The sequence below is a fragment of the Tsukamurella soli genome (genome assembly GCF_039541155.1).
In the GTDB taxonomy this organism is placed as follows: domain Bacteria; phylum Actinomycetota; class Actinomycetes; order Mycobacteriales; family Mycobacteriaceae; genus Tsukamurella; species Tsukamurella soli.
The window spans coordinates 21474-36849 of record NZ_BAABFR010000008.1 but is presented as its reverse complement, the minus strand read 5'-3'; the positions used below and the strand labels follow the sequence as shown (position 1 = coordinate 36849).

Annotated in this window: 17 protein-coding genes; 7 read left to right on the top strand and 10 right to left on the bottom strand. The window is 66.5% G+C overall.

Going from position 1 to position 15376, the window contains the following annotated elements; all coding sequences use genetic code 11:
- The first annotated feature begins 11 nt into the window (after positions 1 to 11).
- The gene (locus tag ABD908_RS04135) at positions 12 to 872 is read left to right on the top strand and encodes a haloalkane dehalogenase (RefSeq protein ID WP_344991274.1); all 861 of its coding nucleotides are present in this window, start codon (positions 12 to 14) and stop codon (positions 870 to 872) included.
- Between the two features lie 482 nt (positions 873 to 1354).
- Here ABD908_RS04135 and ABD908_RS04130 read toward each other — a convergent pair whose 3' ends face one another.
- Positions 1355 to 1642, bottom strand: a complete 288-nt coding sequence (locus tag ABD908_RS04130; protein WP_344991271.1) for a hypothetical protein — start codon at positions 1640 to 1642, stop codon at positions 1355 to 1357.
- Between the two features lie 595 nt (positions 1643 to 2237).
- Positions 2238 to 2807: a TetR/AcrR family transcriptional regulator gene (locus ABD908_RS04125; RefSeq protein ID WP_344991268.1), complete on the bottom strand. Its 570-nt coding sequence runs from the start codon at positions 2805 to 2807 to the stop codon at positions 2238 to 2240.
- A gap of 61 nt (positions 2808 to 2868) precedes the next feature.
- Between ABD908_RS04125 and ABD908_RS04120 the strand changes: the two genes are divergently transcribed.
- From ABD908_RS04120 to ABD908_RS04105, 4 genes are all read left to right on the top strand, one after another.
- Positions 2869 to 3426: an SRPBCC family protein gene (locus tag ABD908_RS04120; RefSeq protein WP_344991265.1), complete on the top strand. Its 558-nt coding sequence runs from the start codon at positions 2869 to 2871 to the stop codon at positions 3424 to 3426.
- Positions 3423 to 3932, top strand: coding sequence for a hypothetical protein (locus ABD908_RS04115; RefSeq protein WP_344991262.1), 510 nt, complete (start codon positions 3423 to 3425; stop codon positions 3930 to 3932). Before ABD908_RS04120 ends, ABD908_RS04115 begins: the two co-directional genes overlap by 4 nt.
- A 113-nt stretch (positions 3933 to 4045) precedes the next feature.
- Entirely contained in the window at positions 4046 to 4627 is a 582-nt protein-coding gene (locus ABD908_RS04110) for a hypothetical protein (RefSeq protein ID WP_344991259.1), read from the top strand.
- A gap of 64 nt (positions 4628 to 4691) precedes the next feature.
- Complete coding sequence (locus tag ABD908_RS04105) at positions 4692 to 5087, top strand: hypothetical protein (RefSeq protein ID WP_344991256.1); 396 nt, start codon at positions 4692 to 4694, stop codon at positions 5085 to 5087.
- Between the two features lie 39 nt (positions 5088 to 5126).
- On the opposite strand, the gene ABD908_RS04100 is transcribed toward ABD908_RS04105, so the two are convergent.
- A protein-coding gene (locus tag ABD908_RS04100; protein WP_344991253.1) for an IS3 family transposase occupies positions 5127 to 6289 on the bottom strand; the annotation gives its coding sequence in 2 pieces (ribosomal slippage) (positions 5127 to 6002 and positions 6005 to 6289; 1161 coding nt in all).
- A gap of 659 nt (positions 6290 to 6948) precedes the next feature.
- Between ABD908_RS04100 and ABD908_RS04095 the strand changes: the two genes are divergently transcribed.
- The gene (locus tag ABD908_RS04095; RefSeq protein ID WP_344991250.1) at positions 6949 to 7203 is read left to right on the top strand and encodes a hypothetical protein; all 255 of its coding nucleotides are present in this window, start codon (positions 6949 to 6951) and stop codon (positions 7201 to 7203) included.
- A 608-nt stretch (positions 7204 to 7811) separates the two neighbouring features.
- Here ABD908_RS04095 and ABD908_RS04090 read toward each other — a convergent pair.
- The 3 genes from ABD908_RS04090 to ABD908_RS04080 form a co-directional block, all read right to left on the bottom strand.
- Positions 7812 to 8456 (bottom strand): DUF4389 domain-containing protein, encoded by a 645-nt coding sequence (locus ABD908_RS04090; protein WP_344991247.1) that lies wholly within the window; start codon positions 8454 to 8456, stop codon positions 7812 to 7814.
- A 23-nt stretch (positions 8457 to 8479) separates the two neighbouring features.
- The gene (locus tag ABD908_RS04085; RefSeq protein ID WP_344991243.1) at positions 8480 to 9799 is read right to left on the bottom strand and encodes a hypothetical protein; all 1320 of its coding nucleotides are present in this window, start codon (positions 9797 to 9799) and stop codon (positions 8480 to 8482) included.
- Between the two features lie 158 nt (positions 9800 to 9957).
- Positions 9958 to 10917 carry a quinone oxidoreductase family protein gene (locus ABD908_RS04080; protein WP_344991241.1) on the bottom strand — a complete coding sequence of 320 codons (960 nt, stop codon included), beginning with the start codon at positions 10915 to 10917 and terminating at the stop codon, positions 9958 to 9960.
- Between the two features lie 345 nt (positions 10918 to 11262).
- Here ABD908_RS04080 and ABD908_RS04075 point away from each other — a divergent pair, with 345 nt between their 5' ends.
- Positions 11263 to 11898, top strand: a complete 636-nt coding sequence (locus ABD908_RS04075; protein WP_344991238.1) for a TetR/AcrR family transcriptional regulator C-terminal domain-containing protein — start codon at positions 11263 to 11265, stop codon at positions 11896 to 11898.
- Between the two features lie 63 nt (positions 11899 to 11961).
- Here the strand turns inward: ABD908_RS04075 and ABD908_RS04070 are convergent, their stop codons facing one another.
- The 4 genes from ABD908_RS04070 to ABD908_RS04055 form a co-directional block, all read right to left on the bottom strand.
- The gene (locus ABD908_RS04070; protein ID WP_344991236.1) at positions 11962 to 12390 is read right to left on the bottom strand and encodes a cupin domain-containing protein; all 429 of its coding nucleotides are present in this window, start codon (positions 12388 to 12390) and stop codon (positions 11962 to 11964) included.
- 203 nt (positions 12391 to 12593) lie between these two features.
- Positions 12594 to 12926 carry a hypothetical protein gene (locus ABD908_RS04065; protein WP_344991233.1) on the bottom strand — a complete coding sequence of 111 codons (333 nt, stop codon included), beginning with the start codon at positions 12924 to 12926 and terminating at the stop codon, positions 12594 to 12596.
- A gap of 67 nt (positions 12927 to 12993) precedes the next feature.
- Positions 12994 to 13635: a YoaK family protein gene (locus tag ABD908_RS04060; RefSeq protein WP_425584341.1), complete on the bottom strand. Its 642-nt coding sequence runs from the start codon at positions 13633 to 13635 to the stop codon at positions 12994 to 12996.
- A 485-nt stretch (positions 13636 to 14120) separates the two neighbouring features.
- Complete coding sequence (locus ABD908_RS04055) at positions 14121 to 15317, bottom strand: TetR/AcrR family transcriptional regulator (RefSeq protein ID WP_344991227.1); 1197 nt, start codon at positions 15315 to 15317, stop codon at positions 14121 to 14123.
- Positions 15318 to 15376: the final 59 nt, after the last annotated feature.

The following is a 15376-nucleotide window of genomic DNA, read 5'->3' as shown; positions in this document are numbered from 1 at the left end:
AGGCGCGCGCAGTGATGATCGACTTCGTTCCCGACGACGGCCTGTACCCCTTCGCGTCGCGGTGGTTCGACTCGTCGGTCGGTCGGCTCCACTACATGGACGAGGGGTCCGGACCGCCGCTGCTGTTCTGCCACGGTTCTCCGACCTGGAGTTTCCTGTACCGGAAGATCGTGAAGGGGCTGCGTGACCGGTATCGATGCATCGCCGTGGACTACCTCGGCTTCGGATTGTCGGAACGGCCCGCGAGCTTCGGCTACACGATCGCCGAGCACACCACGGTCCTCGGCGAGTTGGTCGACCATCTGCAGTTGGACGGGTTCATCGTGATGGGGCAGGACTGGGGTGGCCCGATCGGGCTGGGGGCGGCGACCGAGCGGGCCGACCGTGTCAGGGGGATGGTATTGGGTAACACCGTCTTCTGGCCGATCGAACCGTTGGCGAATCGGGCGTTCAGTGTGATCATGAGCAGCCGCCCCATGCAGCGGCGGATCCTCGAACGGAACCTGCTGGTGGAGCAGTTCCTGCTGGGACGGCTCGGCCCGACGCTCACCGACGTCGAGGCGGACCAGTACCGCATGGTGCAGCCCACGGCAGAGGCGCGGTGTGGCCTCGCGGTCATGCCCAGGGAGATTCGTGTGGCGCGCCCACTGTTGGAGCGGCTCGCCGAGGACGTGCCGGCCCTCCTCGGTGACAAGCGGACTCTGGCGGTGTGGGGCATGCGGGACATGGTCTTCCGGCCCAGAGCGTGCCTCCCTCGCATTCGGGCCACCTTCACTGATCTCGAGGTCGTAGAGCTGTCCCAGGCGGGGCACTTCATCCAGGAAGACGCACCGGATCAGATCGTCTCGGCGATCGCGAGTCGGTTCCCGTGAGTAGGTCGCGACGGGAATCTCGACGATGAGCGGGATGCCCCGGAATCCGCGCACTGCGGACGATGGATGAATGCCGCCACTGACCAATCCGGGGCCCGTGAATGCCCCCAGCGCGTGCCTGGCTTTACCTGCACCGCCCGGGCCGACGTCGTGCTGGGCGGGATACCTCAATGCGGCTGCTGCGCAGCAGACCGCCCGACATGCACGGCCCCGCCCTGGTTCGCGGCGATGGACATCGAACTCGGCGAGTAGCCGACTTGTAGATGACGACCGGAGCGGGACGCTCGTGCCTGCCCTCGCGGAGACCCGCGGGGCGGTGACCGACGCAGAGCGGGAATGGGCCGATGGGCGCTGGGTCGCGGGAAGACGAGTTCGAACCGCCAGAAAGCTTGCAAGCAGGCTTGTTTACGAGCTTGCGGCGAACCGATTGGCGGGCGCCTCAGTACGCGGATGGCATCCCACGGTGGAAGCAGTCGTGACGTTCACCCCGAAATCCACGCGGTGATCTCAGCGGCCACAGCGAGCAGTCGATCCCGGTGTGCTGCAAGCACGTCCACTGTCGCCTCGTCCGCCGGGCGCACCGTCACGATCCCATCGAACCCGGCCTCGTGGCCGAGCTGCCTCGCGTCGTAGAGCGCGTCCTCCAGAGTGGGGCACGGCTGCTGGTGGGCCTCTCCACGCACCGAGACGAGCCACCAGCCCGCATCGCCGACGGAGATGGTGGCGACTGCATCGGCTGCCTGGGGGACGAGGCGGACACCGGAGTACATGGGGACAGTGTTGCACCGCGTGTCGTCCATCGGTGGGCGGAGGCGGCATTGGCCTGATCAGCGGTAAGTAAACTTGCTTGTTTACAAACTTGCGGAACGTCGATGCGATACGGTTCACTCGCAAGGCGCGGTGTGGGCCGCTCGAAGGTGTTGTCACAGTGGGGAACCGAGATGAAATTGCTGCTCGTTGCAGCCCTGAGTTGTGGAGTCGCGCTTGCGACGATCCCGACCGTTGCCCAGGCTGCGCCGACCGGCAACGGGTGCGCTCACATCGGCACCCTTGGGCCCGGTTATGACGGTCAGCCGGCGATCGAGTGCCAGAGGGTGAACGATCCGGCGAACCCGCAGCAGTGGGTCACGATCCCCGATGTCGTGACCGGCAACCCGTGCCCAACGGACTGGCTTGGGCACACTCACCCCGCGGTTGGGCTGAAATGTGTGCTGGTCGACGGTATCCCTCGGTGGGAGCGGTCCTGATCTACTCCACGTCACTATGGCACTCACGCTTTCCGAACGCGCGATCCGCGGGCAAAGCCATTTGCGAAGGTTCGCTATCGAGTCGTAAGCATGCAAGTAAGCAAGCTTGTTTCCTTGCTTACCGTGCCCCGTCGAGGATCAGGTCGACCAGTCGGTCGCCGAAGTCGTGGTCGAGCGGGTGGTCGATCAAGGTCACCCGGGCGAGTGCTGTGCCGATGAACACGTCGATCATGAGATCGATGTCGGCGTCGGTCCGGATCTCGCCGCGCGTCCGGGCCCGTTCCAGCATCGATCGGACGCGTCCGTACTCGGGTTCGACGGCGACGGTGCGTACGAGCCGGGCCAGCTCCGGTGCCGACCCGACCTCCGCGAGCAGCCCGGGGATTGCTGCGCGGGCCTCGGACGCGGAGAACTCGTCTACTGCCCAGCGGTAGGTCTCGCGCAGCTCGGCGCGGATGTCGCCGTGGTCGGGGACATCCCGAACCTTGGTCTTGCCGAAGATCGCGTCGAAGACGAGGACCGCGCGCGACGGATAGCGCAGGTAGAGGGTCGCTTTGCTGACTCCCGCGCGGGCGGCGACGGCCTCCATCGTCAGGCTCGCGTAGCCGACTTCACCGAGCACCTCGGCGGCCGCCGCGCGGATCGCCGCGTCGATCTCGGGACTGCGCTTCCGGCCTCTTGTCGCCACACTGACAATGCTATACGCTCCGTTTAGCTGAACGATCCGTTCATTAAAAAATGGAGGCGTGATGATCGGCGATCGGTGGGGCGTGACAATGGTGGAGATCGCCGAGGAGTTTCCTTGCGACCGGTTGGTCGGCGAACCCGCGATCGAGGTCTGGCGTGGGGTGACGATCGCCGCCTCGCCGGAGAAGGTGTGGTCGTGGCTGATTCAAGTACGTCTTGCGCCCTATTCGTACGATTGGATCGACAACCTTGGTCGGCGGTCGCCCCGGGTCGCGTTGGGTCTGGGTGACCCGGAGGTGGGGGATCGGTTCACTGCCTCCGGGGGCCGTCCGTTGGGTCGGGTTCTATCGGTGGAGCCGAACCGAGCCCTGACTGCCGAACTCGCCGGCGTGCTCATGTCGTACGTCCTGAGACCGAGCGGCGACGGCGGTACGCGCCTCCTTCTGAAGATCACGGCGAGACGATGGGGTGGCCCGTTCGGGGCGCTGTCTCGTGTAGCCGCACCGCTGTTGAGCGTCGGCGATCTCGTTATGGCCCGCCGACAGTTGCTGAACTTCAAGCGCCTTGCCGAGCACGCAACACGCGGCTCGGTCGTCGCGCCGTCTGGAGGGCTGCGGTGACCACCGCCGAGCCCGTCGAGATCGCTCCGCCCGCGAAGGTCACAGAGTTGCAACTGTTCGACCGGGTGGATTACCAGGATGCGTACTCGGTGGACACGACCGTCGACCGGACGCCAGAGCAGTGGATGCGTGCGTTCGTCGAGGATGCGCCGATCTGGTTTAAGGTTCCCTGGGCCGGTGTCGGGAAGGTGCTGCTGGGCGCCAGGTTCGGCCCGCTCACCCCGACTTCTGGCTACATCGTCGGATGGAAGGTCCTTGACGATCGGCCCGACGTGTTCGTCGTCGGACTCGACTCCGCCGGAGGACTTCTCGCCCGCATGGTCGCCGTCACCACCCCGGGGCAAGCCGTCGTCGCGACGCAGATCAGTCTCGACTCGGCGTATGCGCGTGCGCTGTGGCCGGTGATCCGGAGAGGGCATCGGTTCTTCGCGCCGTACCTTCTCGGTCGCGCCGCTGCGAGTCTCCAGGGGCGGAAGTCGAACCACGATGATACAAAGCGTGTTTGATTTACATCATGGTGAAAATGTTTGTGCCGAAAGGGTATTGACCATCTGGGCGAAGGGTTGCATGCTTTAGATGTGTAGCGCAGATGCGCTACACATCCCGTCGGAGGTGGATCATGGCCAGCGTCAACACCACGGATTCGTGCACGTTCACGCTCGGCGGACTGACCTTCACGCTGCCGAGTGCGCCGATCGTCGTGTGCACGGGTCGCGCCGCCGACGCGCAGCGGGGGTTGATCGAGCAGCTTCGACAGTCCCTCCACGCGGCGGGTGTCGATCATTATCGTTGGGGCTCAAGAGATATCGATCAGATGACGGACCTCGTGTTCGGTCGCCGGGCACTGCTCGCCGACTTGGCGCTGCGAAGCGTTGCCGATCCGCTCGTAGTGATCGGCAACGCGGGGTCGAGCGGTTTCGCGCGGTGGCATGGACTCGGCGTGGCGGCCGCTGAACTGCGCACGCAGCTGATACTCCTCTCTGATATCGAGACGGTCGCGCTCCACATCCGAACGGGGACCGTCTCCCGTGCGATCGCGTTGGAGGACGACGCGCGCAGACTTGCCCATCGCCTGCACCTCGATGCTCCGCCACGTATCGGGACGGCCGCCGGACTCTACGTCCAGCGTGATGCGGGCGGTGGGCTTCGCACCCAGCGGATGACGGTCCCTCAGGATCGGCCGTGTCGTGAGCGCCGCTGATCGCGGGCTTCACAGGCTCGCGTTACGGTTGCGGTTCCACCGCCTACACCGCAGGGGGCCACAGATGCGGCGGATCGATCCGGTCGCAGCCGAAGCCGCACAGCAACTGCTGCCGTTCCGGGCGCGTGCACTCGCTGCTGCACACAGCGATGCGGTGGAAGTGCTGCAGTCGATCGCGCGGGCGCGTGAGGCGGATGTCGACGACGCGTTGCAGGCCCTCGTCGCTGCCCGTGAAGCGCGCCTGCGCGCGGAGCAACTCGAACGCGACCTCGCGGCGACGTTGGTGCTCGGTCGGGTGTCGGTGACGCAGCTGGCGCGGGCACTGGGGGTTCATCGCGTCACCCTGCAGAACCGTCTAGAGGGCCGGCCCGAGGCTCATGCCCGCGGCGAGGACCTCGAGCGGGTCGATGTGGCACCGTGGGACCGCGGGCGGGTCGAGCCGTGGCGTATCCGCGAGTGACATCGGGGACTGCTGCACGGATAGGTGACAGTTTGGGTGTCATGCCGCTGGTGCGGCTGGGTCGATGATGGTCTCGTATTCGACGGGGGTCAACAGCCCGAGGCGGACCTGTCTCCGCCGCCGGTGGTAGGTGCGTTCGATCCAGGTGACGATCGCGATCCGCAGCTGCTGTCGGGTGTCCCAGCGGCGGCGGTCGAGGACGTTGCGTTGCAGCAGTGCGAAGAAGCTCTCCATCGCGGCGTTGTCGCCGCACGCCCCGACCTTGCCCATCGACCCGACCAGATCATGAGTATTCAAGGCGTGCACGAACTTCCGCGATCGGAACTGGGAACCCCTGTCGCTGTGCACGATGCAGCCCGCGACATCACCCCGGCGGGCGACGGCGCTGTCGAGCGCATTCACGGCGAGTCGAGCCTTCATCCGCGAATCCATGGAGTAGCCCACGATCCGGCCGGAGTACACGTCCTTGACCGCGCACAGGTAGAGCTTGCCCTCACCTGTGTGGTGTTCGGTGATGTCGGTGAGCCACAACCGATTCGGCGCATCCGCGGTGAACTCGCGGCGGACCAGGTCGTCGTGCACCGGCGGCCCCGACCGCTTACCGTTGCGGCCTCGTTTCTTCCCGAACACCGACCACCAGCCGTTGTCGCGGCAGATCCGCCACGCGGTCCGCTCGCACATCGACTCACCAGCCTCCCGGGCTTCGCCGACGAGGAACCGGTATCCGAACTCGGGATCGTCGCGGTACGCGTCGACCAGCGCGTTCGCCCGCCACGCCTCGATGACCTCGGCGGCGGTGACCGGCCGGCGCAGCCATCGGTAATAGGGCTGACGCGAGAGCTTGAGGACCCGGCACGACACCGCGACGGGGATCCCGTCGGCGGCGAGCTCCTTCACGAGCGGGTAGAGCCTTTTCCCGGCAGGTTCGCCTGCGACAGATACGCCGCCGCCCGACGCAGGACCTCGTTCTCCTGCTCCAACAACCGGATCCGCTTGTTTGCCTCACGCAGTTCGGCGGACTCGGACGAAGTCACGCCGGGTTTCACGCCGTCGTCGACGTCGGCGCGGCGCATCCACTTCTGCAGCGTCATCGGGTGCACCCCGAAGTCTTTAGCGACCTGTTCGATCGTCACCCCGTCGCCGCGGCTGCGGGCCACGCGGACGACGTCGTCACGAAACTCCTGAGGGTAGGGCTTGGGCACAGCTACATCCTTCCCGACCGCCCGACGGGCAAGCCAGATCAGATGTCACCTATCCGTGCAGCAGTCCCTCGAGTCGGTAAGGAAGCTTGTAAGCAAACACGCTTGTTTGCGTGGGGATTCAGCGGGGTCCGTGCTCGACTCGTTCGGCTTGGAGGTCCACCTTCGCCGCGGCGGGTAAGCAAACTTGTAAACAAGCAAACTTGCCTACATCGCCGTGATGGATCCTGTCGGACATGAACCGAACTCGCGCTGAGGGGGATGTCCCATCGACGGTCCCCAACGGTGCGCATTCCGCGCGGCGGATCAGATACAGTCCGAAGCGCGTCGGTTCGCTGGCGCGGACATGTGTCGAAGGCCCGGAACCGAGGTTACTGCGTGGCGGCAGTGGGTTCCGGGCCTTCGTCGTGAGCCGACCTAGCGACATCAAGCAGCAGCCCGACGCCCTCAGGTTCGAACCGACCGGCCGAAATCCGCTGGCCGTCCGGCTATCCGACAAGGCACTATGTGCCCATAGCGGATCCCGACCACGTCGTGGTGGTCGGTGACTGGCACGGAAGCGGTCACTGGGCCCGGTACATGCGGTCGACACCGCGGTCGATCATGGCGTCGACACCATCGTCCGCGTCGGCGATTTCGGTCTGCGGCCGGGATCGAGCGGCGTGCGATACCTCGGCGACCTCGACAGACGTTCCGCCGACCGCGGCGTGCGCCTGCTGTGGGTGGCCGGGAACCACGCCGACCACGGCGCGCTCACTGCGTCGCGGGTCGACGCCGACGGCACCCACCGGATCACCCCACCTGCCGCGCGGGAACGGCTGGACCTGGACGGCCAGAGGAACGTCACCGTCTGGGACTCGACCGCGACGGGTCGAGTGCCGATCGGAACCTGGCGGTCGTCGACTGCCGGACACTAGCGGTGCGGGGGATCTTCGAGGACCGGGGCGCGGAGGTGTGAGGTGTGAGACTGTCGTTGTGCAACGTCTCCGTAGGCAAGCCCTGCTTGGCAAGTCGGAGCGGAACGCTTATGTAACGGATTCCCAGCGTCTGCCTGCAACCAGAGACTGAAACCAGCGAGGTGAGGTGCCTTGATCTGCATCTATACGAATCGTAGTGTTTTGTGGGAATTTGGTGATTCCTTCGACACCACTCCGAAGGGTTACTGGTTCGAGTCCAGTTGGGGGAGCGCAACATCGCAGGCGGGACGGGGTCTTCGGACTCCGTCTCTTTTGCTATCCGGTCGCAACGGAGCTGATCGGGCGCGCGCGGATACACCCGGAGCCGATGAACGGCATCGGACCGGCGCGGTTCTCGGAGGCCCGGGCGGCGACCGACGTGCCACCGCCAGTGCGCCGCCGGACCACCGATTCCGGAGGGTCGCAACGAGCCGGGCGCTTAGCCGTCCGGGTTCTCGGCGGTGACCGGATGCGTCGTGAGCGCCGTGTGGACGTTGTCCCGACATCGGCCAGGTATCCCAGGACGCCGAACACGATGTAGACCACCAGTAGCGCCCGGGCCGCGCCCGTCAACAGCAGCGGCCGCGTCGGCGTCGCCCGGGCGACGCCGAACTCCCGGTCACCGAAGAGGTGTTTCGGTACGCCGGCGTCAGCATCAGCCAGTACGCGTTGTACCGCACGGTGTACCGGAGAACCGCCGCGTTGGCCTGGAAGACCGCCCCGGGCGTGCGCCCCAGAACCAGTACGACGATCCATACGATCACCGACACGACACCGAGGCCGAAGCCGGCGACCACCACGACGACGGCGGCGGGGATCCTGAGGATCCCCCGGAAGAACACCGTCCATCTGTTGAGGTGGGTCGGCGGCGGGATGTGCGCCACGACCGGACAGCCGGTGGGCTGCCACGCGAACGGTGGGTACGAACTGGTCAGAAACATCGAGTACCCGCTCACCCGGGCGAACCGATTGATGTACCCGGTCTGGTACCTGCGTGCGAAGTCCGGGGTGTGCGCGGTGAACAGCGCAGCAAACCACGTGATGACCCCGACGACCCCCGAGGTGATACCCAGAGCACCGAGCACGATGTAGTGCGGAATCAGCAGGATCAAACGGAACGCCACGGTCAGGCGTGGCTGTCGCCCGACCGCCGCGACGTCGATCTCGGGAAGGAACTCGCTCGGAGCGGCGAGCGGGCCGTTCATCGATGTCATCTAGATAGCCCCGACGTCGCTCGCTACCCGATTGACGCATCCGCCCCGACATGTCTCCGCCCCGGCATCGGAGTGGCTTGCGCGGCGATCGCGGGGAACACGAGGATGGAGCCGTCCGCCTCACGTGCGATCTCGATCGCGACGTCCTTCGGCTGCTCGATTGGGGAAACGCTGTCGCTGAGGGCACGCAGTCGGTGTGCGGTGTTCAGCAGCTTGTCCACGTCACCGGAGCCGAAGGTGAAGTCGAATACGCCATGTGATCGATCGATTCGCACCGTCGACAGTCGATATAGGAGACTGTCGAGGCTGGCAACCAGCTTGTCGAGGTTCTGCGAGTCCAGCTCGAGCGCTGCCACGAAATTGTCGAACGGGTTCCCCTCGTTCAGCTGGGCATGCTCCACCGCTTGCAGCACGAGAACGCGACGCTTGAGAGCTATGGCGAGTCGCGCCAGCTCCAGATGAGCGTAGAACTCGCTGTCGGGGGCGTCGATCCCGGGAAGTGCCCTGTTGAGGGCTGCCAGTTCGATCGTGTCGCCCCGGAGTGTGGCCAGCGACCGCCGCCACTGCGCGAGGCGTCGTTCTGCCGACGCGATCTCTGTGTCGATGGCGTGGACAGCGCTGTCGAGCCCGAGTGAGGCCCCGATCCGGCCCTGATCGAGAAGGACCGCCGTTGCCTTGTCGATCGCATTCCGGCAGCCGTCGAGCCGGTTGCGTTCGTCGTCGAGTCGGTCCGCATGGAGCTTCTCGAGCAGTGTCGTGAGTCGGTCGATCGCTTGCTTGCGCTGGTATTCCGCGTAGACGCTCGCCCCCGCTGCGACGGCCATGAGCATCAGCGGTGCGGCGACGGTCAACGCGCCGATCCCGGCGGTCGCTGCGCCTGCCGCACCCACGCCGACGGCCGGTATGAACGACGCCTGGGCCGCGATGCCCTTCGCGCCGACCAGCGCGCTGTGGACGCCACCCGAGACCGCACTGGACGCCATCGGGGACAACACGCCGCTGCCGATCTGAGCGGCGACTTTGGCCGGCACGACCATTCGGTAGAGCGCCTCACCGGTTGCCGCAGACGAGGTCGACTTCGCGGCACCGGAGATCAGCGTCCCGAGATGTCGAGCGAGTGGACTCATCGCTCCAAAGGGGATCCCGTGCGACCGGTCGAGATCGCGAGGTCTCGGGTGGACCTCGAGCGTCGCGATCGGGGCGTCCGCGAACAACGCCAGTGCGCTGCGGAGCTCGGTCAGTCGCTGCGGCGTCATCGACGACTCGTCGACCGCCACCTGCATGTCGACTTCGGTAGTGGTCAGCGTCCACACCGGCACCACGTTCTCTACCTGCTCAGACATCTTCCCGCCAATGTGTTGTAGCGCAAGGTGGATCGCCCCTCTCGGTGCCCGGAGCGGGCATCGACAGACGGAACCCTAATGCAAAGAATCTTCCATCAGAACATAACGTGCAGATTGCGTGTTCCTTGTAATTGCTAAGGTGCTAAACCGGCTATCGGTCATGGCAGTGCGACGAGTCGTCTACCCCGCAGATCGGTTCGCTGCCAGGCGGTTTCGATCTCGCTCAAGGGGATCGTCTCCATCTCGAACGCGAGCTCGCCGGACAGTGCCCACTCGACTATCCGCCGGTACGCCTCGCCGATGGTGACCGCGTCGAATCCCTTGGCCGCGCCATAGATCTCGACGCCGGACGTCCGCAGGCTCGCGGCGTCGACGGTGAGTCGGCGACCGGCCGCCTCGCCGACCTGGATCAGGCGGGTCGGCTTCGCGAACGCGAACGATTCCGGGATCAGCGCGCGCAGCAGAATCTCGGTGGGCCGGCCCCAGAGGTAGTCCACGACGACGTCGTACCCGCCGTTCCCGGCATCGATGAATGCCTGCGTCAACGCGTCATCGGAGACCGCGGTGTTGATCACGGTATCGGCGCCGAGGGCCTGCACGTCGCGTAGTTGATCATCGTCGCGGCCGGTCGCCACGATCCGCCCTGCGCCGAGTAGCCGCGCAACCTGGACCGCGAGCCGCCCGGCGACCCCGGTGGCGCCTTGCACCAGTACCGTCTCCCCGGAGACGAACCCCGCGGCGGTCGTGATGGACATGCCTGTGACCGCCGTGCTGAGCAGGGTCGCGACAACTGGATCGATCCCGTCGGGGATCGGCGCGTAGGCTCGGCTGCCCACCACCGCGTGCTCGGCGAGTGCACCGTAGGGCGGACGGAGGTCGCCGAATCCGACGAGCGTGCCGTCCGGCAGGGTGCCGACACCGTCGAAGGCCGGGATCATCGGCAGTTCGGAGAGGTACTTCTTGCTGGCGTAGTGTGCGCCGGCCGCGATCTGCTTGTCGACGTGCTCGACGGCGACGGCTATCACGTCGATGAGCACGTCCCCGTCGCCGCCTACCGGATCGGGAAAGTCCTCATACCGGGGAACGCCGCCGACCTCGTGCAACACGGCCGCCTTCATCGCGGGTCCCGGCCGAAGAACGCGGCAACCCGGCTCTGCCATTCCCCGAGGACGCGTGGAGGCCGGGCGGGCGAGTGATTCCACGTGCGGTGCTGTGCGCGTTCGGAGGCGTCGCGGTGACGCCGCGAATGGCCGTGGCGGGTCTTGCCCTGATGGCCGGACGGCCGATCGAGATGGGCCGGAATCCCCGGGATGTGATGACTGGCCCTGTGTAGCAGGTCGCGCAGTGAGTTGTCGGTTGTCATCCTCGTCCTTCAATCATCGTGCGACGTAGGCGAACGCCCCACGTCCCTATCGGTGATAGAGGGACTCTATCACTGATAGGGTGTGCGGGGAGGTGGGACAGTGGCGTTGGATCGACAGCGGATCGTCACCGAGGCGGTCGCCCTGCTGGACGCAGAAGGCCTCGAAGGGGTGACGCTGCGCAAGCTGGCGGCCCGGCTCGGCGTGCGACAGCCGACGCTGTATTGGCATCTGCCCAGCAAGGCAGCCTTGGTCACCGCACTCGCCGAGGCGATTCTCGACCAGGAGTTCCCTGAACTGGCGCCACCGGAGCCGGACGAACGCTGGCAGGACTGGCTGGGTGGCCTTGCCGAGAGGCTGCGCCGCGCGCTCTTGGCTCACCCGGACGGCGCCCGTGTCCTATCGGCGTCGCAGCTGTCGCTGAGGATGGCCGCGATCTCCGAATTGGCGATGAGCACGCTGGTGACGCGCGGTGTCCCGTTGCGGCAGGCTCGCGTCATCGTGCTGACGATCGAACGCTTCACCGTCGGTCACGTGCTCGAGGAGCAGGCGCCGCGCCCCGATGCGAAGGCGCTGGACGGCTTCGATATGACCGTGTTCGCCGAACAGCACCCGACCATGGTGTCCGGTATCGCCGAATACTTCGCTCCCGGCCGCACCGTCGACGACCTGTTCCGCGAGTGCCTGGATCTGGTCATCGCGGGCGCTACGGCCCGTTCCGATCCGCACCGCGAGTGAGTGTCATCGAGTGCGGGCGGTACCGGCGTTACGAATCGATCGGGCGCGGATCGCGATCGGTGCTCACCACTGCCGGAGCACCGGCAGGGACGGGTCGACCCAGGACTGCCTCACCGGACCTAGGCCACTGACCGCGATCACGGCCGGTTCGGTGGCGTCGGCGCGGGCCCCGTCGTAGTGCGGCGTGCCGGCCACCCGACGGACGAATCCGCCCGGGTAGACGGCGACTGCTCGGCCCGGATCGAAGTCAGGACCGCTGTTGCACCACCAGACCCCGGACAGAACCACGCACAGGCGGTCGGTCACGTAGGTGTGTGGGGCGCTCATCCAACCCGGATACCACTTCATGAGGACCAGGTAGGCGCCTTCCTGGTCCTCACCTCCTGCCAGCACTGCTTCTGCAACGCTGTTCGGCGGTGCCAGGTCGGGCACCCGCCACGGTATGGCGTCCGTCAGTGTGATCTGCGTCTGCGCCGGGTCGAGCTTCGACATCGGGTGTCTCCTCGCGCTTTCGTATCTGAGCCCGGCGGCCGGAAGGCCCTGCGAGGCGATCGATGGGCAACCGCCCGAACGTGACCAATGTAGGTCGAAGTCCGTCCTGATCGAGCAGAAATCGTGGTCGCCGGCCCGGAAGGGGGCTGTGTTCGGCGCGACGCTCGCCGGTCCGGTGTACCCGGCCTTCCAGGCCGGTGATGTCAGCGGTGTCCGCCGAGGGGCGCGGCCCGAAGGTCCGCCGCGTCGTCCGCACGCAGCGGCAGACCGTCGAGGATGTCGTTCCAGACCCCGAACTCGTGCGCCCGCAGGCATTCCCGTCCGGCGTCGTCGGTCATGATCCCGACACAGTAGTCCTCGTGCTCGCACCACACGTGGAACTCACCTCCTCGCCGCACGTACTCGACCAGGTCGACCTGGGTCGTCCACACCGGTACCTCCGTCCGCGCACGGGACGGCACCCATGCATACGCGATGGAGGACCAGGGCGTGGCGGGCCGACTGTCTGACACCATCCTCGCGACTAGTTCGATCACGGAAGTGAGGCTACGACGCCGGAACATGTCGGGCGGGCGATTCGACGGATGGATCACGACCCGATATTCATCTGTTACCCCCCGCCGACGGGCGCGTGCGGGTGGCTGCACGAACGATGGTCGTGACGGCGGCGGTAGCCGCGAGAACGGCGGCGGCGCCCCAGAGAACGGTCAGGTGCCAGCGGGTGTAGCTGTAGGCGCCGGCGACCGCTCCGCTGGTCAGAGCGAGCCAGAGCATCACATAGCGCAGCCACAGGTAGCGGGGGCCGCCGAATGCGGCGTCGACGAGGCGCTGTCCTGCTTTGACCAGTGTGCCGGTCATATAGGTCAAGCCGATCGAGACCTCGCCGCCGCGTTGGAAGGTGGAGTTCAGTACTCCCATCGCGACCGCCAGCAGCAAAACCGCTGGAACCGTGACTCCGGCGGTGTGCGCAGCGGCGGCGACGGTCACGACGCCGGTGGTCGCCCACAGCACCGTCGCCCGGCCGTCCCCGACCCTCGACATCACCGATCCTGCGATCACCCCGAGGAAGAACAGCCCGATCACGCCGAGCGCTCGACCTGCGCTCGGCCACATCCCTTCGGCCGCGGACGCGGCCATCTTCGTCGAGTTGCCGCTCATGAAGGAGATGAAGAACCCACCGAGATACAGGTAGCCGACCGCGTCGAGGAATCCCGACACCCCGGACAGGACCACGGCCAGCAGCAGCTCCCGCCGCCGGATCGACACCACCACTGTCTCGTTCCCCCGTTTCCAGACCCCAGCCATGGTGCCAGGTTCCGAGAGCCCTCGTGCACGCAGGCGCATTCCGACTGTGGATGTCTCCGTTCGTCGGGATACGTCGATCACGCTCGATCGGCTGCGGTTGCCGACGGCCGACCGGCGTCGCCGGGTGGGTCGTCGACACCGAACGCGATGGATTCCAGGGACTCGTATTCGGCCCTGAGAGCGTCGAGCCTCGCCAGCGTGGCGGCGACGGATCCGGTGCCGAGCTCGCCCGGACCGCTTCGATGAGCGTCTCGACCTTCCACCGTCACTTCCGCCACCCCAACGGCATGTCCCCGTTGCAATTCCAGAAGCACCTGCGGCTCCAGGGGGCGTGCTCTGCTGGTGGGGCGACGGGGCCGCCCTGCTCAGGGCCGTAGGAGTTGCAGTGCGGACGATCAGCGCGAGCGGCCCTCGGGCGATTCAGGTCATTGCTGCAGCGTCCAGCAGGCATTCTCGACGGTCGCCCGCCATCCTCGGACGCGGTGGAGGTGTGGGGTTCGGCCGATATCGTTCGCGACCATCTGCGCCGCCTGAATCTTGATGCGGGTCACAGTGGGGGCTTCGTCGCGGATGCGATGGATCAGGGCGGCCCAGGCGTCGATGTACTCCCGCTGCACGTGCCGCGCGTGTCTCTGCGCTTCGCCGTCGAGATGATGGGCTTCGCCGATGAGCACTGTGATCAGGTCTGCCTGGTCGAGCGCGAGCGCCAGGTAGGAGTCGGTGACGGCGCGTACCGCGTCGGTGGGGGCCTGCGAACTGCGCTCGACTCGGGTGAGGGCGTCGCGAAGTATGGCCGTCGAGTGGTCGAACGCGATCTGAAGGAGCTCCTGCTTGCTCTTGACATGCTTGTACACGCTGGGGCCGGCGATCCCCACAGTCGCGCCGATGTCGTCGATGGTGACCTCGCTGAAGCCACGCCGCGCGAACAGAGTGATCGCCGCATCGGCGAGTTCCTGTCGTCGACCGCCGGATCGGGGCGTGATCGGCCTGCGCCTCGCCCGGTAGCGGGCGGTCGCGACGGCGGGCTCCAACAGCAGCATCCGCAGGCAGAGGTCACTGAGCAGGGTGGCGAATTCGCGGCGCGGGAGCGACTGATGGTGGAAAGAGATGCTGGTCACCGCGCCGAACGCGCACTGGGTCAGGAGCGCAGCCTGATCCGTCGCCATGTCGGGCCGCTGTACGAGGAGCGCGTCCCGGACCACTGCGCCGAATCCCGTCAGCCTCCGCCGCAGCTCTGCGCGACCGGCAGCGTCGAGGCTGCGCGCCTCTCTCTGCCACAGCACACCCAGCGACCTGTGCGCTAGGACTCCGGCCGTGAGCCCGGCGGCGATCTCGCTGAGGGCGTAGGTGGATCGGGGAGCGGCGGTGGATCCGTCTTCGATGTAGCTCAGGCTTCGGTCGATCTGGTCGGCGATGACCTCGTAGAGCAACTCGTTCTTGCTGGCGAAGTGCGTGTAGAGGGACGAAGCCGACATGTTGCTCGCCGCGGCGACGTCCTTCATCGACACGTTGCCGTAGCCGTTCTCGGCGAACAGGTCGGCAGCGGCCGACAGAAGCAACGCCCTGCGGTTGTGCGGGCGCGTACCCCGCGGGGGCGGGGGAGTAGCGGGTACAGCGGGCACGGAAGAAGACTAACCGAAAGGGCTAGTGACGATTCGGTTGGCGTGGCACCATAACCGAA